Source organism: Colwellia sp. F1, assembly GCF_056238625.1.
Map to the genome: position 1 here is coordinate 1 of NZ_JBWDLI010000020.1, position 26214 is coordinate 26214.

General features: G+C 36.9%; 15 protein-coding genes and 1 pseudogene. 11 read left to right on the top strand and 5 right to left on the bottom strand.

Annotated elements, in window-relative coordinates; genetic code table 11:
- Nucleotides 1-229, bottom strand: a 229-nt coding sequence (locus tag AC0UA9_RS15630; RefSeq protein ID WP_475661400.1) for a transposase, incomplete at its 3' end; no start/stop codon positions are given.
- A gap of 345 nt (nt 230-574) precedes the next feature.
- Between AC0UA9_RS15630 and AC0UA9_RS15635 the strand changes: the two genes are divergently transcribed.
- Both AC0UA9_RS15635 and AC0UA9_RS15640 read left to right on the top strand, forming a co-directional pair.
- Entirely contained in the window at nt 575-1339 is a 765-nt protein-coding gene (locus AC0UA9_RS15635) for a phytanoyl-CoA dioxygenase family protein (protein WP_475661402.1), read from the top strand.
- A gap of 279 nt (nt 1340-1618) precedes the next feature.
- Nucleotides 1619-2692: an NHL repeat-containing protein gene (locus tag AC0UA9_RS15640; protein ID WP_475661403.1), complete on the top strand. Its 1074-nt coding sequence runs from the start codon at nt 1619-1621 to the stop codon at nt 2690-2692.
- Between the two features lie 135 nt (nt 2693-2827).
- Here AC0UA9_RS15640 and AC0UA9_RS15645 read toward each other — a convergent pair whose 3' ends face one another.
- The 3 genes from AC0UA9_RS15645 to AC0UA9_RS15655 all read right to left on the bottom strand — a co-directional run bounded on the left by AC0UA9_RS15645 (nt 2828) and on the right by AC0UA9_RS15655 (nt 8575).
- On the bottom strand, nt 2828-4543 hold the full coding sequence (locus AC0UA9_RS15645) for a sulfatase-like hydrolase/transferase (protein ID WP_475661405.1): 1716 nt from the start codon (nt 4541-4543) through the stop codon (nt 2828-2830).
- A 263-nt stretch (nt 4544-4806) separates the two neighbouring features.
- On the bottom strand, nt 4807-7578 hold the full coding sequence (locus AC0UA9_RS15650; protein ID WP_475661407.1) for a TonB-dependent receptor: 2772 nt from the start codon (nt 7576-7578) through the stop codon (nt 4807-4809).
- Nucleotides 7579-7960: 382 nt separating this feature from the next.
- Complete coding sequence (locus AC0UA9_RS15655; RefSeq protein WP_475661409.1) at nt 7961-8575, bottom strand: GntR family transcriptional regulator; 615 nt, start codon at nt 8573-8575, stop codon at nt 7961-7963.
- Between the two features lie 210 nt (nt 8576-8785).
- Between AC0UA9_RS15655 and AC0UA9_RS15660 the strand changes: the two genes are divergently transcribed.
- Nucleotides 8786-9547: an IS5 family transposase gene (locus tag AC0UA9_RS15660; RefSeq protein WP_475661411.1), complete on the top strand. Its 762-nt coding sequence runs from the start codon at nt 8786-8788 to the stop codon at nt 9545-9547.
- Nucleotides 9548-9628: 81 nt separating this feature from the next.
- Here AC0UA9_RS15660 and AC0UA9_RS15665 read toward each other — a convergent pair whose 3' ends face one another.
- A complete protein-coding gene (locus tag AC0UA9_RS15665) occupies nt 9629-11947 on the bottom strand; it encodes a beta-galactosidase (RefSeq protein ID WP_475661413.1) in 2319 nt (772 codons plus the stop codon).
- Between the two features lie 363 nt (nt 11948-12310).
- On the opposite strand from AC0UA9_RS15665, the gene AC0UA9_RS15670 reads away from it, so the two are divergent.
- The 8 genes and pseudogenes from AC0UA9_RS15670 (at nt 12311) to AC0UA9_RS15705 (ending at nt 26137) form a co-directional block, all read left to right on the top strand.
- Complete coding sequence (locus tag AC0UA9_RS15670) at nt 12311-15970, top strand: TonB-dependent receptor (RefSeq protein WP_475661416.1); 3660 nt, start codon at nt 12311-12313, stop codon at nt 15968-15970.
- A 59-nt stretch (nt 15971-16029) separates the two neighbouring features.
- On the top strand, nt 16030-18189 hold the full coding sequence (locus AC0UA9_RS15675; protein WP_475661418.1) for a hypothetical protein: 2160 nt from the start codon (nt 16030-16032) through the stop codon (nt 18187-18189).
- 89 nt (nt 18190-18278) lie between these two features.
- Nucleotides 18279-19841 (top strand): tryptophan halogenase family protein, encoded by a 1563-nt coding sequence (locus AC0UA9_RS15680; RefSeq protein ID WP_475661420.1) that lies wholly within the window; start codon nt 18279-18281, stop codon nt 19839-19841.
- 14 nt (nt 19842-19855) lie between these two features.
- Nucleotides 19856-20575: a SapC family protein gene (locus tag AC0UA9_RS15685; protein ID WP_475661422.1), complete on the top strand. Its 720-nt coding sequence runs from the start codon at nt 19856-19858 to the stop codon at nt 20573-20575.
- 48 nt (nt 20576-20623) lie between these two features.
- Nucleotides 20624-20785, top strand: a complete 162-nt coding sequence (gene tnpA / locus AC0UA9_RS15690) for an IS66 family insertion sequence element accessory protein TnpA (RefSeq protein WP_475661426.1) — start codon at nt 20624-20626, stop codon at nt 20783-20785.
- 76 nt (nt 20786-20861) lie between these two features.
- Nucleotides 20862-21161: an IS66 family insertion sequence element accessory protein TnpA gene (tnpA, locus tag AC0UA9_RS15695; RefSeq protein WP_475661428.1), complete on the top strand. Its 300-nt coding sequence runs from the start codon at nt 20862-20864 to the stop codon at nt 21159-21161.
- Nucleotides 21154-21356 (top strand): annotated as a pseudogene (locus AC0UA9_RS15700) (transposase domain-containing protein); the annotation flags it as partial. The gene tnpA (AC0UA9_RS15695) and the pseudogene AC0UA9_RS15700, both read left to right, overlap by 8 nt.
- A 320-nt stretch (nt 21357-21676) precedes the next feature.
- On the top strand, nt 21677-26137 hold the full coding sequence (locus tag AC0UA9_RS15705) for an FG-GAP-like repeat-containing protein (protein ID WP_475661430.1): 4461 nt from the start codon (nt 21677-21679) through the stop codon (nt 26135-26137).
- The last annotated feature ends 77 nt before the right edge of the window (nt 26138-26214 follow it).

The window sequence follows — 26214 nt, forward strand, 5'->3', positions numbered from 1 at the left end:
TAAGCCTTTCTTCTAAACTCCAGTCTTGAGGTCGTTTTTCTGTTGTCATATGACTACCATTATTTTTAGTTTTAAGTTCATGGTTTTTAGCAAGTGCTATCCATCGTTGTAACGTTGAATAGCCCACACCTAAATCATAAGCAATATCTTCCAAGCGTACACCATCACATTGAGATAATGCTTTTTCAACCGCATGTACTTTAAATTCTTGAGTAAATTTACGACTCATTATATCTGCCTATACTAAAAGTTATAAGCGACAACTATCCTGACACAGTCGGTAACTGGGGAAGCCTGGCATCTAAACTTAACTATTAAGTAAGTGGCTAATTTGAGTGATAAGAAATAGTAAATTGCATGAGCCGTATACGAGGTACGTACGGTTCTGTGAGAGGGATGAGGTATAAGCCTCACCCTACTCGATGTGTCTGAAATAAAGTCATTTTTTTCTAAATAACACTTTACTTATTATTTTTATTTGAATACAGTGTTTGCATATAAATATTATATTGTTTAATGTTTACAATGTGCTCATTAAACTGAGTGGTTTTTCTATAACTGAGAGAGTTAAATAATGAATAAAATTAGATTAACGAACGAGCAAATAGCAGAATTTAATGAAAATGGTTATGTTATTGCAAAGGGTTATTTCAATGACAAAGAAGTTGCTCGTTTACAAGAAGTCGCATATAACGATCCTAGGCTACACAATGATGCATGGCACCAAAAAGACAGCACAGGTGCTGTGAGTAAAGTTTGTATTTGGCAAGAAACTACGGATGATCTGTATAGTATGTTTTCTCGTAGTCGTCGTTTAATTGACTCATGTGAACAAATTATTGGCGAAGAAATGTATCACACTAGTACCAAAGTGATGATGAAAGAGTCTAAAGTCGGCGGAGCTTGGGAATGGCATCAAGATTTTGGTTACTGGCATCATGACAACTTAATGTTATATCCAAAAGCAATAAGCTGTATGGTAGCAATTAGTGAGGCAACCCAAGAAAATGGGTGTTTACAAGTTTTAAAGGCGTCACATAAATTAGGACGATTAAATCATAATAAAACGGGTGATCAAAAGGGTGCTGAATTAAAGTTTGTGGAAGAAGCAATGAAAACTTTAGAGTTAGTTTATGTAGAGTTAGAGCCAGGGGATACCTTGTTTTTTGATTGTAATTTATTACATAAATCAAATCAAAATAAATCCGACAATCCTCGTTGGTCTATGATTAGTGCCTATAATGCTATGTCGAATCAACCCTTTGAAGAAAATGAAGCTGAGTATTTTCCACTTAATCGTGTAGATGATGATGCAATTATAAACTGGAAAGAGTCGTAACTTTTAAAATAACAAGCCTATGTATTTGCATAAGGCGTATCCTTCTCGCCGATTATTAATCGTCAGTTCAGTTGATAAAAGGAGCATGGCCCTTCGATCAGAAACACCGAAGATTAGCCTTACAAGATGTTCCCTAGATAAACTACATAAGCATGTAAAATAGTTTTTATTTAAAACGGTGCTAATCAATAAGCACCTTTTTTGTTTGTAATACCCAAGTGGCTTAATGCTAATTAAACACAGCGAAGTCCTACAACACCGAAGTTAAGGAGAGCATATATGTCTAATTATTTTCCAAAATCTACTATTGACCCACATGGTTTAATCATAGGTCATGGTGATTTGAAATATAAAGTCGACACCCAGTGGGGGAAATTAGACCCTATAAAAAATCCCGTAGAAAATTGTCATGATCTAGCTATTGATTCACAAGGTAGAATTTTCATGCTAACAGACAATACCCAAAACAATTTTATTGTGTATAACCCTGATGGCACGTTGAATGAAGCATGGGGAAGTGAGTTTCCAGGCGCGCACTCTATTGAAATTGTCAATGAAAACGGTGAAGAGTTTATTTATGTTGTTGACCATGGTTGGGTGTTAAACAGGCATTGGGATGGAGTAAACACAGATGACTGGGACTCTCCCACTAATAAAGTTATATCTCAACAAGGTTTTGTTGCTAAGTTAACCATTGATGGTCGATTAGTCTTTACCATAGGTCACCCTTTAACAATTGGTATCTATGAGCCTGATATGCCTTTTCGACCATCAGACATTGCCGTAGCGCCTAACGGTGATATTTATATAACAGATGGCTATGGATCTGATTTTGTCATTCAATATGATTGTCACGGTCGCTATATTCGTCACTGGGGCGGTCACAAGAATGAAGACACTAATTACAACTTAGTTAATACCCATGGCATTGGTATCGATTTAAGAAATCCAGATGATCCGCATTTAATTGTAAGCTCTCGTTGGCAACAATGCTTAAAGCTATTTAATTTAGATGGAAGCTACCGTAAAACGATAGAAACTCCTGGTGCGTATATTCACGGCCCTGTTTTTAGTGGCGATAATTTTTTTGCTCCTGTTTGTTGGTCACATATTAATGATGAAAATGCACAGGACTCTGGATTTATTAGTGTTTTTGATAAAAATAACAAAGTAGTCGCTAATCTAGGCGGTACAGAGCCTATTTATATTGATGGAAAGTTACATACTATGTCAACTACATGGGATGTATTTAAACATTGCCATGGTATGTGTATAGATAATGCGGGTAACTTATATGTTGGCCAATGGCGTGCTAATCAAAGTTATCCATTTAAATTGACGCCCGTAAAATAAATCACATTAAATTAAAAATAGACTAGCTTTATATTTTTATAAGCCATTTAATGATGAATAATATGGAAATCCACCGAAAAATAAAAGGGGCAGATTTTACTCTGCCACTCTTCGAGGAGGCTAACTGATTGTGGCTTAATATGGGTCGTTAGGCTTTAATTTAATAATTTCTCTATAATCTACAATGTTACTTTCTTTTTTCCATTCTTCGGCCATCGCTGTTAATTTTGCGACTAATTCAGGATTGTTCTTGGCAAGGTTCTTGGTTTCTCCAGGATCATTGCTGATATCGTATAATTCATAATTAACACCAGGCTTTGCAAGGGTCTGTAAATACCAACCAGGTTCAATTAAAAGTTTCCAACGTCCTTGATAAAGTACACTTTGTTGTCCTTTATCATTGTTAAAAATAGCTTCTGGTGGTGCCATATTTTCACCTTTTAGGGTGGCAAGAATGTTTCGGCCATCAGGCTTTCTTGGCGTTGAGCCACGAAACATTTCAGGAAACTTAACGTTAGTAATATCTAGTAGCGTGGGAACAATATCACCCACCCAAACTACATCATCAGTAATGGTTCCTGGCTTCACAACACCGGGCCAATTAACAATAGCGTGTGTTCGAGCACCACCTTCCCATAGTAAGGCTTTAACGCCTTTATAAGGTGAATTCATCAAATCACCAATGTGAGAGGCGGCACCATTATCTGAAAAGTATAATATAAGGGTGTTTTCATATTCGCCACTGGCTTTTAAACTAGCAATAAGCTTACCTACGTTATCATCTATTTTCTCTATCATGGCGCCATGAACAGCAGATTGAAGTCTAAACTTATCAATCTTTGATTGGTCTTGTTTAGTCCATAGGAAATTATTGTTTGCAATTTTTACGTCTTTTGGAAATAATCTTTCATCAATCGCTCCTTGATGGCGCTCATCGGCAATTTTTTGTAAGTCACTGTAACGTTTTAAATATTTTTGTACTAACTCTTCCGGGGCTTGTAGTGGCTTGTGCGGTGCTCTATAAGCAACATACATGAAAAATGGCTCGTCTTTAGTTGCAGCTTCATCCATCATTTCAATAGCACGGTCAGTCATCCCGTCAGTGGCATAGAAAGCTTTTTCTGATTTACCATGGCATCCGCCATAACGCTGTTTATTAAATGCGTTATCAAAGTAGCAATGCATATTGTAGCTATTATCGTATTTTAACGAAGCTTTATTGTTGTCTTCGTAATAGTTATGAGGATCTTCAGGACTAAAGAATAAGTTACCTTGAGCGCCATGAAAAACAAAGCTTTTTTGAAAGCCACGTTGTGGTGGGAGCGCGAGATAGTCTTGCTCCATTTCTTCTTCAGTTAACTTTAGACCAGAACCTGCGTGAGTTTCTTCCCAAGCAGGCGATAATTCTTTTGGGTTGTTTTTTATATAACTACCACCTAAATGCCATTTACCAGCCATTAAAGTCTGATAGCCATTATCACTAAGTAATTCAGAGATGAGCGGTTGGTTGTAAGCTAATCTGCCTCGGTGTGCTGGAAATGGTAATTCTCTAACCCAATCGCCAACTACGCCACCGCCGAAGCCAACGTGGGCCGCATTAACCCCCGTTAATAAGGTTGCTCGTGTTGAGCTACATCTAGCATTACTATAGAAACTACTAAAACGCATACCCGTTTTTGCTAACTCATCAAGATTAGGGGTGTCTATTTCACCACCAAAGCTACCTAAATCGGTAAAACCTGAATCATCAGATAGTATTACTACTATATTAGGCGGTTTATCAGCAGCATAGCTAAAAAATGATAATAGGGCGCTGCATAATATTAAGTATGTTAAAATATTTTTTTTCATTACTTTCTACTTTAAATTTATTGAATTATCGTGTTACTGATACTGTTGGGCTTCTGTGGTCGTTCTAAGGTAATTATATATATTACGTTGAATTTATCAGATATAAGAAGAACCTTAATTAAATTTGTTATATTGCAGTTTATAGCAGCAACATATTTGATTTGTGTAGTCATATAGCCTTAGTTAATAATTCTGGCTAATAGTGTTCTCCTAAAAAGGAGATCTAACAATGTAGACCTCCTTAGTATTTAGTTGTTTAAATATTAAAATGTGGCACGAACACCAATATTATAACGAGCACCGTATTGTTCAAAATCAATTAATTGATTACTAAAGCGACCGTGACGTCGGGTATCTTCGTCTGTCACATTAATACCGTCAATAAATACCGATACATTGTCGTTGATATCGTAATTTGCTGAAATATCTATTTGTGAGTATGACTCGGTAAATACTGGGCTAATACCGCCTTTAAGTAAGAAATCATCACGCCAGTTATAGGCTACACGGAATGAAAATGAATCATTTTCATAAAAAGCAACTAAGTTAGCCGAGTCACTTAAACCAGTAACGGCAAAATTATTTTCTAAGCTATATGGGTTATATTTATCCTTAGTATTTACAAGCGTATAGTTTGCGATACCACCAAATCCTGTGTCACCAAACATGTGTTGAATGTTGAGTTCCCAACCATCTACTGTTGTATCACCTTGGTTTATTGGCGTTTCTACTTCCCATGTAATAGCAGGATCGTTAATTTGAGAAATACAATCAGGGTTAGGACTAGCAACACTTCCGTTAGGACACGTACCACGTGGATTAACACTTGGATCGGTTAATGGGCCATCTGGTCCATTAAGACTCCTGCTTTCTTCACCAATACCAATATAATTGCCAACATTTTTACTATAATATCCAACAGAAGCAAAACTGCCTTCGCTGTAGTACCACTCTAATGATAGATCTAAATTATCTGATTCATACGGTAGTAAACTTGGGTTACCTTGTGATGCTCTAAATGGACCACCAGAATAATGGTCATTGAGCGACGTTGCAGGAAACATTGCATCTATGTCGCTTCTAGCAATAGTTGTACTGTATGAAAAACGTGTAACTAAATCATCACTAATTTCTAAACTTAGATTAACGCTCGGTAATGTATTGGTGTAATCACCAGCTAATGTGCTTGACACTTCATCAGCTGCATACATTTTTGACATTTCAAGTGGTGTAATCCAGTTAAAACCATAAACTGGGTTTTCTACAGAGTAGGAAGTAACACTTGTGTCTTCATATCTAAGTCCTAAGTTAGCTTTAAAGAGCATACTACTTATTTCAGTTATTACATCTAGCGCAATATAAATGGCGGTTGTATCTTCTTCAATGCCATTGGTAGAAATATTTTTATCGTTCATTAAGTTTTGCTGTTTAACAAGATCAAGAAATTGGGCTGCACTATAGTGAGAACGTTGTTCAAACCCTAAATCACCAGGTGAAAAGCTTATATCAAGATCGCTAATATCCATAGCACCATTACCTAAACCAAAATTGGCGCCAGTAATCTTTTTTGTATCAACTTTGTAAATAGTCTTTGAGATACCAAATTGAATGGCTTCTAGTATACTGTCGTTGTCATTCTCCCAAGTACCAGCAAGGTGTAATTGTTGAATGTTATTTTCAATTTCATAACCACGTTCTTGATACAAATCACTTTCAATATTACTTAGGGCAAAAGCACCACCGGAAACACCTGAATCGTCATAAAAAACTGAAGGCATATCTTTAGTGAAATCAGCCCCTATATGTACAGGAGCAGCAGCACCAAAGGGGTTTTTTAAGTTAGCGATACTTTCAGCTGGTAATGCTCCTGGGTTTGCATGTGATGTCGAGTCATGAGCATCTAAAGTAAATGTTAATGTGTCGTTTGCTAACCATTCTAGGTTGATACCTAGGGAATCATTTTCAGTTTTATAAGCGTACTCCCATGCCCAAAAGTTGAGTTCATCATTTTGGCGAGCGGGGTTAATAATCGTGCCATTTGCATCAGCAGTACCCGTTTGAATATTATCAAACCAAAAGCTGGTACGATTCATTTTACTGTTTATATCTAAACGTGACAGGGTATAATCAACAGAGGCAATAAGTGAGTCTGTTGGTGCCCATTGTAGAACGAGTTGGGCATTTTGACGTTCACGTTCAGTATTACTACTATCTAGATCAACAGTTGGTACACCCCAAGTATTTAAATCTGGATTTTTAGTCGTATCAATGGCACTTTTATCTATATCTGCTTGCCCTGGGTAGCCAGTACTCCACTGACCTGAAGTACCAACACGATCGGTATGGCTATCTCGCTCAGCATGAGATACGGCAAGTAATAGCCCGAAAGTATCATCAAAAAAAGTGTTACTGACCATACCTGAAATTTCAGGTGTGATAGAGCTACCGGTATCAACACTAGTATCAACAACGCCTTTAACACTAGCCAATGCTTTCAAACCATCATAGTTGAACGGCTTTGCTGTTTGAATATTGATTGTTGCGCCAATACCGCCGGAATTAATATCTGCTCTACCTGTTTTAAAAACCTGAACCGCAGACACTGACTCTGAGCCTATTGCGTTAAAGTTAAAGCTACGCGAAATACCGTCTTCTTCTAAAGCAGAAGAGTTTGGCATTTGTCTACCGTTTAAGGTAACTAAATTAAAACTAGGACCAAAGCCACGTACGGTGACCTGGTTACCTTCATTATTAGCGCGGTCAATCGATACACCGGTAATACGCTGTAAAGACTCTGCTAAGTTTGTATCAGGAAATTTACCGATATCTTCAGCTGAAATAGCGTCAACAACTCCAGTACCATCACGTTTCATTGCAGCTGATTTACTTAATGAACTAAAGATTCCTGTAACTGCTATGACTTCAATTTTATCATCTTCTGAAGTAATGTTATCTTGTGCATATGTAGGAAGGATTGCTCCGGTACTCGCTAGAAAAATAGCAGTAGATAGCACTGTTTTACTAAATTGTTTCATTTTGTTATTCCTCTTTATTTGACAGAAATCGCACCTAGATATAATAGTTTTTTGTTAGTTTACTACCCTTTGTTTTTTGATTAATAAATATTGTTAACAATAGTGGTGCTGTATCAATAATGAACGAAAAATAACTACTGTCAACTGTTTATTGTTGACATTAGGTGTTTGGGATAGTGTTTAATGTGATTTAGCGGTCGAAATATTTAAAGAGAATTTTAGTAAGATATTCAAAAGAAAGGGGTAATCAAGAAAGGCGATGTTTTGGAGGTATTTAGCCGTTCATAGCATAATAAACTATGAGAACTTTATGATAAAATAAAAAACCCCGTTTGTATCATTTCGGGGTTTAAAAATGTTGATATGTATTAATTTATTTTTTTTATCTGACGTTTGCTCTAATAGCTTTTGTTGCTGCATTTATATCTGAATCTCTTAAAGCATCAACGACCCGTTTGTGTTCAGCTACACATTCAGTACTTGAACGTATTCGCTTATAGTTTAATCGCATTCTCATTACATAAGGATACCAAAGGTTAACAAGTTCATTACCACCGGCTTTGTATATTAAATAATTATGGAAGGCAATATCGCTTTTTGTTACTTCAGTATAATCTTCAATATCAAAAGCACTTTGAATCCTAGCAAGTAAACCATCTAAGTCGGCAAAGTCTTGTTCAGTGAGTTTATCTTTCAATTGTTCAATAGCATAAACTTCTATATCTCTGCGAAGTTTAATCATTAATTTTTGTATTTTAGGATCCAGAATACTATTGACAGAAGCACCACAATTGTTTTTTGAGATGATTAAACCTTCTTTACTGAGCTGTAAAATAACATCGCGAATAGGGCCTCTAGATACACCAAACCTATCAGCCATTTCTTTTTCATTTAGCTTAGTATTAGGCGCTAAATCACCTGCTATAATGTCTGAGCGTATTTGATCCGCTATTTGGTCTTTTATAGAGAGTATTTTATTAGGTTTACTTGTATTCATAGCGATACCTTTGATTAATTAATTCGTAATATTTTACAGTCAAAAATAAATTTAATTATTTATTGTTTACAAAAATCATAAGTATACAGTAAAAACAACTAAAGTAAATTTTGGAGTAAATTAGAGCGTGTTGATCTTTGTGGTTTAAAAAGTAAACAGCAATTGGGTCGGTTATAATGGTTTCGCCAAAAAACAATGTAACCTTCCCAAATGCCGAGACTAATGTTAACAGATGATAGCTGGCGATTGCTATCGAGAATAATGTATTTAACGGGGCGAATTTATAATAAGCCTGAACACAGAATGACACTTGAAGGTATTCTTTATCGAATGCGCACAGGGATTCCTTGGCGAGATTTACCCAGTGAATTTGGTCGTTGGAGTGCCGTATTTAGACGCTTTAACTTATGGTCTAAAAAAGGCGTCATCACTGAGATTTTTCAGTTTTTATCTCGCTTAAATGACCCTCAATGGTTATTCATTGATGGAAGTATTGTGAAAGCTCATCAAGATGGAACAAACATCAGTGCTCAAGCAGAGCAAGCGATAGGTAAGAGTCGTGGTGGCAATTCAACGAAAATCCATTTGGCAGTTGATAGTGGTGGCTTGCCCGTTCACTTTGAGCTATCAGGGGGACAAGCTCACGATGTTAGCTACGGTGAGTCCCTGATAGTTTCGTCACCAGAAGCCGAAGTAGTGGTCGCGGATAAAGGTTATGACAGTCAGGCATTACGTGAAATAATAAACAGCCGTAATGCAAAGCATGTCATACCGAGAAAAGGCAATAGTAAACAAGGTAATGATGATATCGATTGGGCGATGTATCGCTATCGGCATTTGGTTGAAAATGCTTTTTTGAAGATAAAGAAATATCGAGCTGTAGCCACTCGATATGATAAGTTGGCTAGAAACTACCAGAGTGTGGTTGCACTAGCCTTTTCGTTTATGTGGTTACCGATGTGGGTTGATTAATTCAATTTGTAAGCTTTTATAAAGCACAGAATATTGGTTAAGTTAATCGTTATTCTGTGCTTGTTTTTTATTTTTTATTTTTTATTTAAATCTACGTTCATACATCTTTGAATGAAGATCTTTAGCTGCTTTGACCATAGGAGCGTAGGGAGTATCAGTTACTGTAATAAAACCAACATTATAGTTTTCACCATCATAAGCTCGTCCTGTTATTGGTGAGTCTATATATTGAAACCAATGTGCGCCAATAAAATAAGGGTTATCAATAACCGAGTTCATATATTCTTTATACATTTTAGCGCGATCTTTTTGATCGGTAGCCATAATTAAACCAGGATGATATAAGCCAGAATCCATTGAGCCCATGTGAAATTCACCAATGATACTAGGCTTGTCAATTTCACTTAAAAAATCCCATGCGGTTGATGTAATGCCCTCTTTGTAGACATTATAACTGACTACATCTGAGTATTTAGCCGACGCTTTAATTACTTCATCAGACATCGCCCAACCAGGAAGGCGTGCCCCCATATATAGATGGTTTGGCATGTGCTCTGTTAACGCATTTTCAACAACACTAAAGTATTTTTCAACATAGCTAGAAAGTAAAGTTGAGTAATCTGCAATCTGTTCGTCATTATTAATTGTTGAATCAATTCCTTTGTTAAACTCTGCCCAACTTACAATGTTTTTGTCCCAAACTTTATTCAATTTAGCTATATCACCATATTTTTCTTTCATCAATTGTGTGAAAACTGCTTTAGTTGGTACTTCTTTACCATCTCGTGTTAAGGTGTTAACAACAATACCATAGGTACTTTCGGGGCTACCAGGGCGACCAAAACTTTTTTCATTGTCTATGAATACACCAACACACCAAGGGTTATTTTTAACTTGGTCGGCAACTGTTTTAACCGTAAATTGTGCTCGTTCTTCAAATTTTGGGTCGAAGACATCAGGCATCGCCCCCCAAAAGTCACTTCCACTTGAGACTGTTTTAAAATCACCAATAATCCAGCCATTTGCAAAAAAAGGAACTTTATTGGCATGGTAGTACATAGGGTCACTCCAGTTGCCTAAAGAAGTAAAGCCCCAATCTATCATGCGATTTAAAGTGACTTCTTTCCAAACTTCCATAAAATCATTATTATCTTCGCCATATTTTCTTTCTAAGTTTGCCGAGTAAAAGCTAAAGGTTTCACCATGCTTCATTGGTCCTGAATGCGCACTAATACGATAACCAAAATGTTTACCTAGTGGTTCGTCATATGTAGGTAGCCACTCGAATAGACCAGCTCTGGTTTCTGAAATTAATTCTCTGGTTTTACTTATAGTATTATCAACGCGGTTTAAACCTTGTGAATCTTCAGGTGTTACATTATCAGCTGATCTTTTTGCAATAAGGGATTGATTAAAATCGTAGCCAGTCATTGTTGACGAATTAGACAATCTGATAATATCAATACCAGTTGAAAAATATAAATAGCCCTCAGGGTCTACCAACGACCACTTGCCATTTACTTTTTCTGTTCTAAAATAACCGGTAGCGGCTAATTTAGGTCCATTTTTCCAACCACCATAAATTGAACGATCTTTTGGTAATATGCCCGATAGATGTTTTGCTTCGTTATTCTTTTGATTTATTAAGTCTTGGTCAGTATATATTTTGTCTATAAAATCTACAGTAGCATTTTGCCCATATTTATCGACTATTTTGGTTAAGTAATCTTGTTTAAACTCAGGGTTTTCTCTCAACCTTATATTATTTAGTGTAATGGTTTTATCGAAAATGTTACTTTGTACACTTATTGATATTTCTTTAATGCCCTTAAGGTTTAAGTTTTTCTTTCCCCATAAAGAGATAAATTGGGTATCATTCGATTCCCATGTATCAGGATTACCTCGTAGTCCAGATGTGAAATTAAGCTCAACAGACTCATCGCCTTCAGGTGTAGCTAAATCATGGCCCGCCATTTTGGCATAATAAGTTTTACTTTCGCCTATTGGCACATTAATACTTCTTGTGTAATTGCCACCATCGATATCCGTTATATCTAAATATATTTGTGCGCTGTGCTGACCTGTATTAGCAATATCCATTGCTAAATTAAAATTTTGATATTGACTCCAATCCCAAGGTTTTTTAGGCGAGATAACGATACCACTGTAAGTATGATCTTTTGAATCAAAGTTTACTTTTAAACCTTCGCCAGCAACAACTGTATCGGCAGAGGCATTCATAAATTCAACTTGTTTAGCATCAATTGCATGCTCAAATTTAATTAATGATTTTATAGTATTGCCGTCAGACTCTACAAACTCATTATTTTGCTTATTTTGACAAGCAGTAAGTGTAGATATTGCTATACAAGATAACAAAAGGAACATTTTTTTATTCATTTTTAACTCCTAAGTTTTATATCATTAACTAGTATACATCTTTTTTGTTTAAAGTAAATTGTTAACAATAAGGGTGTTGGTTTAACTTATCCTAATCTTATCAAAGAAAATATATACTATGCTCTTCGTAGATTTATTATTGTGTTTCGTAGATTTATTATTGTGTATTGTTAACAAAATAAAGTTGACATGCGGTGGTTTCTAATAATACAGTAGTCTTATAAATGATCTTATCAAAGTTAAGTTTGTTAGTTTTATTTATAACGATGCAAAAATACATAATCATTAATAAAATAAATAATCATTAATATAGTGCATCAAAATACAAAATAGATAGAAATAAGATACCTAGGGGAATCTAAAATGATAAATCTGCGTCAAAAATATAAATTAAGTCCTGTATACTTAGCACTACTTGCTTGTACAAGCTTGAATGTTTATGCACAAGATACAGAACTAGACAAGAAAAAAAATGATAATGCTGAAAAGCAAATTGAAGTGATTGAGGTTACAGGTTTAAGAGGTAGCATAAGAAAAAATATTAACGACAAACGATTTTCATCTAATATTTCTGATTCAATCAATGCTGAAGATATCGGTAAAAGTACCGATCAGAACATTGCTGATGCATTAGGTCGAATTACTGGTGTTACTGTTGTAAGTGCTGATGGTGAAGGTACACGAATTAGTGTTCGTGGCGCTGACGCTAACCAAAACCAAATCACACTTAATGGTCAAACGTTAACATCGACCGATTTTTCGCAAGCGGTTGACTTAAGTTCTTTTTCTGCAGATATCTTATCTAAATTAGAAGTTGTAAAAACCTCTAGTGCAGATCAGGATGAGGGATCATTAGGTGCTTCCGTTAATTTGATTACTGTTCGTCCGCTAGATCAAGAAGAAAGTGTTCGTTCAGTGACATTGCAAGGCCGTTATAACGATTTCTCAGAAGAACCAAACTACAAGCTTAATCTTTCTCTTTCAGAAAAATTCCTTGATGATACTTTGGGTGTTGCTTTCACTGCATATGATGAAACAAATGCTTATCGTAAAGATCAATTCAGTGCAGTAAATTTTAAGACATCACAATTGTACCCTCAAGCAATTGATCAACACGGAAACACCATTTCTAATGTAAAAGCAATCGAGGCTGAGAATGCCACTTACGAGCTTCACCAAAATGAAAGTGATCGTTTTGGTGGTTCTCTAGGTCTTCAATACTTAATCGGTGATGTGACCGAAGTTATGTTTGATGCTACCTACAGTAAGCAAACGGTAAAGATATCAAGAGATGCGATTCAAACAAAAAGTTTCGCTAATAACTCTAATTGGGTAGAAGGTGAAAGCTCATCTAGTTTCTCAAGACCACCTAATCCATCTAGTGACCCTATCGACTGGATTCAAGTTAATACTGACAGCTATGACACCGTTAAACGTCTGAACCGTTACGGTAACGGTATTATGCAACGTTCAGATGGCGGTGACGAAAATGAAAACTTCAGTACAACACTAAATTTCCAAACAGAGTTTACAGACTCTTTGCGTGTTGACGCTCAAGTAGGTTATTCTTCGAGTAAATCTGAAAGCTTACCAAACGCTTTTACATACATGCAAAACCATTGGCAAGTACCACCATTTTTATTATACGATGCGGGTAGCGATATCCAACCAGTAGGTACTGAGTGTGTTGCCGGTGATATTTGTCAAATGGTTTACGGCGATTCTTTTGTTGATTTAGGTGAAAACATATACAGCTATTATGACGAAGAAGGGGTTTACAGAGCAGGTAATTATGACAATAGCGTTTCTACAGGTTTTAACCCTCAAGACCTAGCATCTTTCTTCTTAGGTAGTATTACAGAACAAGATCGTAATGTGGAAGACACAATCCTCAATGCTCAAGTAGATTTTGAATGGGATATCTACGAATTTGGTATTTCCTCTATAGAGTTTGGTGCTAAAGTTTCTAAACGTAATAAAGCAGTTGATGATCAGCTATATAGCTTCCGTTCGTTGGAAGCAAGTGAAGTTATTGTTGACCCTATTACAGGCGAGACTATCGTTGAACCCGGTGGCTCTTTAAATGAAATCCGTGGTGATATGATAGCAGGTGAGCCGATTCCATATGATAATTTCATGGAGTCGCTTGGTGTGGGCCGAGAACCTGCAACAGTAGGTTGGACACCTATTGATGTGTTTGAAGCTAAATCATTGGTTTTAGGTGATGGTGAAGTTGTACGTGATGTTGATAACACAGCTTCTCGTGAAACAGATATAGATTCTCAAGCACTCTACTTGAAAACTAATTTTGAGTTTTTTGATAGTAAGTTAACTGGTAATATTGGTATTCGCTATGTTAAAACTGAGGTTGATGCAAGCGGCTATTCAGGTATTAATTATTACGAAAGTGGTGATTTACAACGTGATTCTGACCGTCATACATTAACTGAACTAGCAGACAGAAGTTTACCAGAATGTCCTGCAATTAAACTAGGTCCTACTGGAGAGCTACAATTGTATGACCAGAAATATCAACGTGTTGATGGTTTAGGTTGGGATACAAGTGCCGGTCCAGATCCATCAACTTGGACACCTATTCCTGATGCTGGTCCATGTCACGATCCCGCATTTGCAGACTACGCAGATGCATTAAACAGTTTCCGTGCAGGAACAGGTCCACAACCAACGCCTGATTCCTCGGATGTGTTATGGCAAGTAGCTTGGCGTTACGCAGATGTTGCGACTAGTACTACATACGGTTTTGATGATTTACCCGCGTGGAACGGTAATACTGATGGACAAAATACTAATTATACTCCTGCAAATCCTACTAATAGAGGTCTCGCTTCAGTAGCTGCCAATAAAAAACACAGTTACACTAACCTTTTACCTAGCTTAAATCTTAACTATGCAGTAACTGATAACTTTATTGCTCGCTTTGCTGTATCTCAAACTATGACCCGTCCAGAAATAGACTTGTTACGACCTGGTTATAAATTAAACGAAGGGCAGTACTGGGGAAGTGGTGATACTAATATTGGTAACGTGACTGTTTATAACACCGAATTAGAGCCACTTAAATCAAATAATTTAGATTTATCATCTGAATGGTATTTCAGTGATACAGGTATGTTAAGTCTTGCCTATTTCAGAAAAGATATGTCTAACTTTGCTGACCGTGAAACAGCGTTATCTCTTGTTAAGAGTGTAAGAGATCCTAATGACGCACCGACAAATGGTACTGACCTGATTTTAACTGCAGATGATCCTGTTTCTAACTGTCATCCTGTTAGAGCTGCTACTGAATTCGCATATAAAGAAAATGACGCTACAACATTTAGTGGTGAGCCAGTGGATGATTGTGCAAATATGACAGTGACCAAATATGTCAACTCTAAGGATGCTGTAATTGAGGGGATAGAAATTGGCTATATGGATACTTATGACTTTATCCCTGATATGTTTGATCTACCTGAATGGGCAGGGGGGTTCGGTGTTTCTGCTAACTATACATATCAACAAAGTGAGTATGAGTCAGGGACTTCATCTATTGACCCAACAGTTACACTACCTTCATACCCGGTAGCTGATACACCAGAGCATAGCTATAACTTTACTGGTTTTTGGGAGCATAATGGTCATCAATTTCGCTTGAGCTATAGAGGAACCTCTGACTCTCTAGTAGGTACCGATTGGTTTAATGGTCAGTCAGGCCGTACTTGGAATCAAGGCTCTATCTGGAATGAGGGGCGTAATACCCTAGATTTATCGGCTTCATATAAAGTGAATGATGATATTTCAATTACCTTCCAAGCTATCAACTTAACTGACGCAGCATATAGAACTTACTTTACAAGTAGAACGTTAGAAGTACAAAAAGTAGCCGCTGATAATGCAGCAGGTTATGACTTTGTAGCGTTAGAGGAGGGTAATCCACTTGACGGTAATGCTCCAACACATCGTACTTATACCAAGTACAAAGTGGGAGCTACTTACCGTTTAGGCATTCGCGTTAATTTCTAATAATTTAAAGGTTAGGGGCAACATAGCCTTGCCCCTAATCAAGATATAGGTGTTAAATTATGAAAACATTTAAAAGTTCAAAAATGTTATTAGCAAGTTCAATTGCCCTTGCATTGTCTGGCTGTGGTACAGAAAGCTACACACCAGAAGTTAAACCAAATGACAATGCCCCAACTCACGGTGGCGACATAAATATAACAATCAATGAAAATAAAGAAGCGCCTGAGCTGACTAGGTTAATTGACTTATTAGGCACCCCAGGAGGCGCTAGTTCTGGCGAAGGTGTTGCTATTGATGCAGATGCAAGTTACCTGTCTGTGACCGATGTTGTTATTAAATCTACAGGTGATGCTCCTGATGATGTTGCCGCGTTGGGGGTATCGTTGACTGGCAATAAATTAACCATTCGTCCAGAAGTATTTTCGCCTTCATTAGATACTAACGAAACTCAGACCATTGAAGTTAGTTACAATATCTCTGATGGTAAAAATAAAACGGCTAGAATGGCAACAATTACTCTCAACGGTTTAGATTTTGCGCCGGAGGCTACAGGCGATTTAGTTGGTAATTTTACCAAAGATGCTGAAATAGGCACTTTGGATTTACTTACTAATGTCTCTGACGCCGATGGTGAGCCATTAACTGTTGTAGCTTCAGATATTACTCCTGATGATGGCAACCCATTTGATATTGGTTATACTGTTGTTGATAATATATTGGATTTAGATATTGCTTCTATTTCAGATCAAATCCCTGATGGTGAAAAAGTTACCTTCAATTACACCTACAAAATTAAAGATCATAATAATGAAATATCTCGAAATATGATTATTAATGTGCTTGGTGTTAAAGATATAGCTGGTGCACCACTCATTCCAGAATATTTCTTAACCAGTGAGATAAATGAAACTGATACGGTACAAACTTATGATCTTTCTGATGGTGTGATTGACCGTGAAGGCGATGCCATAGTTGTTAGTGACTTAAGACTAAATGATAGTACTGAACTGCCATATGGGGTTGAATTGAATGAAAATACACTAACTTTAGATCCACATGCCTACTTTAACCAAGTTAATGCTGGTGAATTTATAGAGTTGTTATTTTCTTTTAAAGTATCAGATGACCAAGGTAATACGTCTGATGGCGAGAGAACTCTCACCGTTAAGTTAAATGGTGAACAAACCAACTTGATTGCTCAAGCATTCCCCAACTATGATTTTGAAGATTCAGCTCAAGTTGGTCCGCTTGATCAAGATAGCAACCCCGGTGGTTTTGCATGGGGCTGGGCTGGTTCGGATTGCCCTGAAGCAGCATTCCAAGCAGAATCCGCGAGAACAGGTAATTATGGGATGAAAATGACTGGCGAATTTTGTCATTTTGATATTACGAATGCTATTCTAGAATTGGAAGACAACCAGAAATACGCAGTCTCTTATTGGTTGAGGAATGAAACGTCCAATGGCGAAGATAGTAACCCTTACGTACCGCTTTCGGTTAATGTTGGAGATACGGGTTTAGATGATCGTTTTTGGGTTGGCGCTCGATTCTGGGATTCAAGCTTAGACACTTGGTTTGAACATGTTCAGTTATTGAATACTAATGAATCTGGCAACCTAGATGGTTATGAAAATTTATCAGTTAACTTTAATTTATTAAAATATGGTGGGGGCAGTGCAGCACACGATATTGATGATATCAATATCGTAAAGTACGGCCATTATGATACAGCAGTACATGATATGTTATTAGATGATGCTGGTCTATTTGAAAATAGTGAAGCTATTGCCAGTACAGGCGGTGTTGTTGAAATTCGTGATAATGAAGGCGACAACATGCTTTATGTAAATACCGAAGGTGCTACTGGTGGTGTAACAATTAGTATTCCTGTTAAGCCTGGCGCCATTAGAAAAGGTGAAAGATTTGCATTATCATTAAATGCTCAACTAACTAACCATGATGCACTTTATGATGCAACTGATGTGACAGAGGTTACTTACAATGTTGAACTCTCTAATGGTACAGAGTCTATTAAAGGTAATGGTACAGGTTCTACTTGGGGAGCAAATGTCTCTGCAGCAGATATCATTATTACTGAAGAAGCTGGTAAAACTGCGGACGTAGATTGGTCAACTGAGAAAATGACATTAAACATTACTCTAGAAGAAGCTAACGCAGAGTACTTTATTAATAATGTAAGACTTATCGCAATCCCATAAGTTATATATCCATTAGAAATATAAATAACTGATGAATTAAAATGGGGCTTAGGCCTCATTTTATTTTGTGTAACGGAATTATAACGATTATGAAAAACTTAATAAAATCAATTGTTATTGTTGGAGGGGGCTCTGCAGGTTGGATCACAGCTGGTATTTTAGCTTCACGTTTTCCTACCCGAATAGCAAATAAAGAACTTATTATCACGTTATGTGAATCTCCCAATATTCCCACGGTTGGTGTAGGTGAAGGTACTTGGCCCACTATGACTTCAACGCTGCAAAGTATGGGAATTTCAGAAACTGATTTTTTGAAAGAGTGTGATGTATCTTTCAAACAAGGCTCAAAGTTCCAAGGTTGGGATAATGATCAAGGAAAAGGTTTTTATCATCACCCCTTTGATGATTTAAAGCATTCTATTGATGGCGTTTTTGCTGAGTTTTGGTCAGAACAATCTAAGGTTCAGGTTCCAGAGCAAGCTTTCTCTAAACAATTTTCAGTTCAATCTGAAATTTTCGACCGTGCTTTAGCTCCAAAATCTATTACGGATGCTGAATACAAGTCGTCAACAAATTATGGTTATCATTTTAATGCAGGTTTATTTTCTTCATTTTTACAAAAACATTGTGTTTCTAAACTCGGAGTAAATCATGTTTTGGCTGAAGTAAATGAAATAACGCAAGACGAACAGCAAAACATAACATCTCTTGTTTTGGATAATGGCGAAATTCTCGCAGGTGATTTATTTATTGATTGTACTGGGTTTAAATCATTGCTTCTTGGCGATACATTAGGTGTTAAATTTAAACCGGTTGATGATATTTTATTTGTAGATACGGCATTAGCTACACAGGTGAAGTATAGTGACCCCAATGGCCCTATTGCCTCTTATACTAAATCAACGGCTCAACATGCAGGGTGGATTTGGGACATAGGGCTACCATCACGTAGAGGCGTTGGCTATGTGTTTTCAAGTAAATACCGGTCAGTTGAACAAGCGAAAGTTGACTTATTGCATTATATAGAATTATCAGGCGGAACAACCGATAACCTTACTATACGAGAAATACAGTTTACCTCTGGTCATAGAGAAAAATTTTGGCATAAAAACTGTGTAGCTGTAGGTTTATCAGCGGGATTTTTAGAGCCACTTGAAGCATCAGCATTAGTGTTAGTTGAATTATCTGCAATAATGATTGCAGAGCAACTGCCTTTAACCCATAACGTCATGGAAATATCAGCTAAACGTTTTAACGATAAATTTCAGTATCGGTGGAGTAGGGCAATAGACTTTCTCAAATTACATTATGTATTAAGCAATAGAACATCACCTTTTTGGTTAGATAATAAAAAAGGAAACACCATACCTAGACGATTACAAGAGTTACTTACTTTATGGAAACATAAAGTGCCTAACGTACATGACTTTGAAGCCACAGGTGAGCTTTTTCAGGCGACAAGTTATCAGTTTGTGTTGTATGGAAGCTCATTCCGTACAGAACCCCTTTTTGAACTTGAGCCTTATATTAAAAAGTATGTAACTGAGAATATTAAACAAAAAAATATCAGACAAAATAAACTACTTTCATCATTGCCAACCAACCGAGATCTACTTAATAAAATTTATAAATATGGTCTATCTAAAATTTAAATAATGAGACAATTATGACAACTAATACTATGGAATTACTTGATACCGTTCGCCACAAAAACATTAAAATAAATACCACTTTAATGGATGTGCCACATAATCACATCAATACAGCGATTGTAGTGATAGGTGAATTGGCTACCTTAGTACATGAATATCCGATATTTATTACTAAAAATCCAGGAACGGGACAATTTCAACTAAGTGCTATTTTCGGTTTTGAAAAAGGTGAAAATTTGTATTTAAAAAAGAATGCTTGGCAAGCCACTTATTTACCACTAGACATGCTAAGGCGACCGTTCATTGTTCACTTACCTGAAGGTGATTTGTCTGAGGGAGCTAAGCTTGTGCTTGATACCGCTAGCCCTTCATTAACAAAAGGTAAGGGTGAACGTCTTTTTAATAATAAAGGGGAAGCTACTGATTATCTACAACGTATTCAGAAAACATTCTCTCAATTAATGTCTGGCACTAAAGAAACTAATGATCTTTTAAAGAAAACGGATGAAATGGGGTTAATTGAGCCGGTATCCATTGATATTCAGTTTAATGATTCAGAAGCCACAAATTTAAATGGTTTATATGCTATAAATCAGAAAGCGGTAACTGAACTTAAAGGCAATTCTCTTGAAGAATGTCATCAAAGTGGAATATTACAGGTATGTCATTTATTACTATCATCAGGTATTCATATTGAAAAATTGATAAAATGGAAGAATTCCCAGAAAAAGTAAAAACGAAAAAGAAAGCGTAATGCCATTATTTACCCACCGAGAAAAACAATGGAGAATACCCGCAGAATACCTGATCAATGGCAACAAATCTTCAAACAACCTGCAAAAAGCGGTTTGCAAATAGCCGCACTGTATAAACAACAAAAACTCAACCCATCAACCTTTTATGCATGGCGCAAACGATTAGTCGATACTTCCCTTTATTCGTAAGCGTCGGCTAAACCACACCTACCAATAACGTTTTCTAATTATTATCCTTTCTCCAAATTTAAATAGGAGAAAATCAATGCAAATAAGTACCCAAAAGAAATGGTCAGCCATTATTCAACAACAAGCTCAAAGCACCTTAACCATTAAGCAATTTTGTCTTCAACAAAAAATATCACAATCAACTTTTTACCAACGAAAAAGTGAATTAGCTTCATTAGTTAACGATGAGCATACCTTTATCAAAGCCAGCGTCACTAAAACGGTAGAAGTCGCAACACACGCCACACCAATACGGTTAACGATTGGTAAATCTGAGTTGATTTTTTCTTCGCAAACGTCACCTATCTATTTAGCTTCGTTAATTAAAATGGTATGAACTTGGTGCTGAGCAACTAGGGATTTTACAAAGTTTACTGGTTACTTGCCGTTTGCAGGAAATCAATCTCACCACTACCTCGTTAATGTATTGCAACGTGTCAGTATGCATCCCGCTTCAAAAGTTGAAGCGCTTACCCCGAGAGTTTGGAAAGAAAAGTTTAGTGATAATTTTTTAACGTCAGATTTGGCTTGAATGGGGTGGTATAACCCCAGAATGATCGCTTACCACTAATCGTTAATACATGAATACCTTGAAAACAAAAGAACACACAACAGCACGCTGGTGATTCTTTTACTATTAACGTATTGACAATTAGTGCTGAACGTTGAGGATAGACGACTAATTACATTTGACTGTTAATTGTTAACCAAATACTATAATGAAAGCCAGTAAACTTTAAACAAAAATTTATAGGCTTACTTGTGATTTATAGCTTCAATTTTACGTAGCGGTAGTGAAGGTAAATAAATATAAGAATATAAAACAAAAAACATTAGTAGGTGGGAAGTAAGATGAAAAAAAATAGCACAGGAGCCTGTAGTTTAAATATAACTATAGCTTCAAAAGTTTATAAAGGATTATGCAGAATATTACCAGTAGTGTTAGTAATAGCGCTTTCAGCTTGTAATGATGATAAACAAAATATTGATCAAGCGCACTTATATGAAACGGGTTTCTTTATTGACTCTCCGGTTGGGAATATTGATTATAGAACCGATAGTTATAGTGGAAAAACAACAGTGTCAGGTGAGTTTAAGTATTTACCAGGTGAAAAAATAACTTTTTTTATTGATGGTATTTTTTTACCAGAAGTTAATGCAAACACTATAATTACTCCTATTGATATGGCCAAAGCAGCAAGTGATGACTTAGATATACAATCCAATATTGCCGTTAATATTGCTAGGTTTTTACAAACGTTAGATTTAGATAATGACTTAAGTAATGGTATCGAAATTGAGCCTGATTTAGTTTTGAATTCAAATGTGAGCTTTTCGGCGGATCAACAAGCCTTTGAAGACCAATTTTCAGCGGCTGCGCCCAGTTATACGATAGTTGGTGTTGAAACTGCATTGGCTCACATTGAAGAAGAGTTAAGTGCTCGTGGTATAGATATAACAATACTAACTAATTACATGCCTTATGCAGGTGGCAACAACACTGGTAGTGATAACACTGGTGGTGACAACAGTGGTAGTGACAACAGTGGTAGTGATAACACTGGTGGTGACAACAGTGGTAGTGACAACAGTGGTAGTGATAACAGTGGTAGTGATAACACTGGTGGTGACAACAGTGGTAGTGATAACACAGGTAGTGATAATACCGGTGGTGATAACAGTGGTGATGATAATACCGGTGATGATGAAGCTGATATTAGCTTAACTTCGCTTCCAACTGAAATTACTACCCTTAATAGTTTTAGACAAACAGTAAACATTACCGGAGGATTACAAAAGTTAGTAACGATAGAGCTATCTATTGACAAAAACTATGCGAGCTTGAGTCTCTTCTCAGACGACACATTACTCATCGATAACCTCGACGTACCAACTGCTGGCACCAATGAGTTAAAAGTGTTAGTGGTATTCCCAAAAGCAGGCAACCAAGAGTTAAGGTTTTTTGGTCGTAGTACTGATATTACCTTAAATTCAGTAAGTATTACCGATGCCACAGAGCAATTAGTTAACTTTACAGACATTTCACAAAGCATCGGACTAATCACTGAAGATACCTTAAAGTATGGTGGTCCAGCAGTTGGTGATATAAATAATAACGGACATTATGACTTTATAACCGTAAACCATAATTATATTCCGCCGCAGTTAGTTACCAATAACGGTAATAATACCGTAACTGTTGAGCGATTATTCCCTAATTCACAAGATTTCCATGGCGTTTCATTAGCAGATTACGATAATGATGGCGATTTAGATATAATGGTAGCGCTTGGTGGGGCTAATGGTACGAGTCCAACGTCTTATGCACTACTTAAAAACAACGAAGGCATTTTCGAAAATGTGTCTGTTGAAGCAGGGATAACTACTCCAGCACGAGGAAGAGCACCAAGATGGTCAGATTTTGACTCTGATGGTGATTTAGACCTTATGTTGGTTAATGCAAAAACCCCTAACGACGACGGTCCAATTCAATTGTTTTATCGTAACATGGGGGACGGTACATTTACTCCTGTGCGAATAGCAGGAGTTGAAAGTCAAAATGCAGAACGCATATTAATCACAGACTTTAATGGCGATCAAATTGACGATTTGGTGATGTATTCACCTTTAACCTTATGGAAAGGTAATGGTGACTTCACATTTACGAATATAACCGAAACACACTTACCGCAGGAGTTGCAATATGTTTGGGGTATTAATGCTATTACTGATGTTGACTTAAATAACGATGGTAACTTAGATTTATACTTAGCTTTTGGTAAAACACATTACCAATTATCTAGTAAGTCGATCGACTTCAATCCAATAAGCGGCTCATTGAACATTCATGATGATGGTGAAACAGGCACAACCTTAATTAATTTTGCTGCAGACGGTGACGTTACGTTATCTGGTCTCGGTTTAACTTATCGCCAATGGGATGGTGATTACCCTATCTTTTTAGGTTCGGCAAAAGGCCGCCACGTTGTTAAGGCTGAAGGTTTTCAAACTAACCAATTACCCGCTGAAATGTTGAATGCAGAAGAAACATTAACCATTACTCAAGCCAGTGCTGTAGGTTGGCCTGAAGATAGATCTGTTAATGGTTTATATATTGGGCATACCGGTGATGGGCAATGGAAAGCTGAGTGGGTACGTGATCAAGACATCTACTGGAATGTTTCATTTACGCTAGATAATTTAACGGACGTTAACATTGATTGGGTACCAAACAACCGTAATGGTCAAGATATACTATTAATTAACCAAGGTGATAAGTTTGTTGATGCAAGCGATGAATGGAATTTACCAAAAGGCGGCGATCATTGGGGCGTAACGCATGGCGACTTTAACAATGATGGTTGGAATGACCTTTTTGTATATCGTTATGGCTTTTTGAAAGAGCGCATTACTGATTTACTACTACTTAATACTGGCGAAGATAGCTTTATAACCACGCACATGCATGGCGCAATGGATGTTAATGACAACGGCCATGGCGATATGGGGCAAGCGTTTGATTTCGACAAAGACGGCGCTGTTGATATGTTAAGCGGCAGTGAAGAAGGTGGGCATTGGTACTTATGGAAAAATGAAACGGTTAACAATAATAATTATTTATTAGTTGATGTTGGCTACAGCCCATTACATAACGTCGATGCTATGTCTGCTCAGATTATCGTTACGTTAGAGTCTGGTAAAGTATATACAAAACGTGTTGCTTCTGCTGGTGAGGTATTTTCAGCAGGAATTATTGATACCGTTCACTTTGGCTTAGGTCAGGCGATTAACATTGCCTCTGTAGAGGTTAACTGGCGCAACGGAGAGTCAGTAATATTAACGGGTGTTAGCGCAAATGGCATAATTACCACCGATGATGCGAGTAGCCCAATGCCTGTTGCTATCGATTTAGGTATGGCGGCAGCTAAAGTACGTCCAAAAGAAAGTCTCACACTAACCCCTGCATTTACACCTTTAAACGCAGTAGAGAGTATAGAATGGACTTCAAGTGATAATAGTATTGCCACTGTTAATGAACAAGGTGTTGTAACAGGCGTTATTGATGGTGATGTAATTATTACCGCTACCTCAATAGCAGATAATAGTGTGGCAGCGCAAGTTGTGATCACAGTGGGTAATTTTGAAATTGTTTTTGCTACTGATGTCACTATCTCAGGTGAAAACGAAGCATTTTATGTTGGCCAACAAACACAGTTAACTGCAGATGTTGAACCAGGTAATGCTGATAATCAAGAAGTTATATGGTCAAGTAGCAATGAATCAATCGCTACAGTAGATGAAACTGGTTTAGTGTCTAATGTTTCGGTAGGCAATGCTACCATTACGGCTAGCGTAATAAGCGGTGAGAATAGCGAAACGGTTACAGATACTGTTGACATTTTCGTTGAAGAGTTCTCCACTATATCAATTGCTTATGATGATGAAGGAAAGTACACCGGTGACATCTACACTGATGAAGTGTTTGATGTAGCTGTTAACTATCATGCTGGTTCTACGCAAGTGGTTAATGAAGCAGGGGTGAAATTCTTTTTACGAGAAATGAACTCAGAATGGGGTGTTGTTAACGATATCACCTCTGACGATACGTCAGTAGCCGCTACAGAATCAGGTAGTGCTTCCGTAACTTTTGATTTAACTAATGTTAAATTAACTTCAGAGTTAGATGAAGGGAATTTCTACTTCTTGTTTGCTAAATTTACAACCGTTGACGGAAAAGCAATAGATAAGGGGCTTTGGCCACTAAATATTGTTGCGGGATCAGCTCAGGTTGAGACAGGTTGTGATGCTAATAACTTACTTGGTTGTGGCAGCGCAAATGCTGAAGGAGGCTCTATCAGTGATTGGTATGCTTATACTGTGGATGATTATGCGACTGACTTATCAAACTTAGTTACTTTTAGCGATGAACAGGTTAAAGATGGCGCCCAAAGTATTAAGTTTTCTTATACTAACAGCGCGCAACAAAACTTTGTGTTAACCAGTGTTGAGTTTGAAGTGACTAGCGAAGGAAGCTATAAATTCGATTCTGACGTATTTGGCGCTAACTTATCATCAGGTACGGATTACGTAATTGAGGCGTCAATACGTCCGGCAGACGCACCGCAGAACTCAGATCTTTATAAACTATGGCAAAGAAATGTAGGTGGAGTATGGCAAACTTTAAGTACAACTCATACTTTACCTGTAGGTAACTATGTTGTCGGTTATAAGGTATTTAGACCTGGTTTTTCAAATACCTTAGAGCTAGATGTTTACGTAGATAACCTATCTGTTACACGTGTGTCGCCGTAAGATAATGTGTTAAATATAATTGATATACACTTTGATAAGCTATTTTCAAAAGTAACGCTTATAAGTAACTCTGCAAA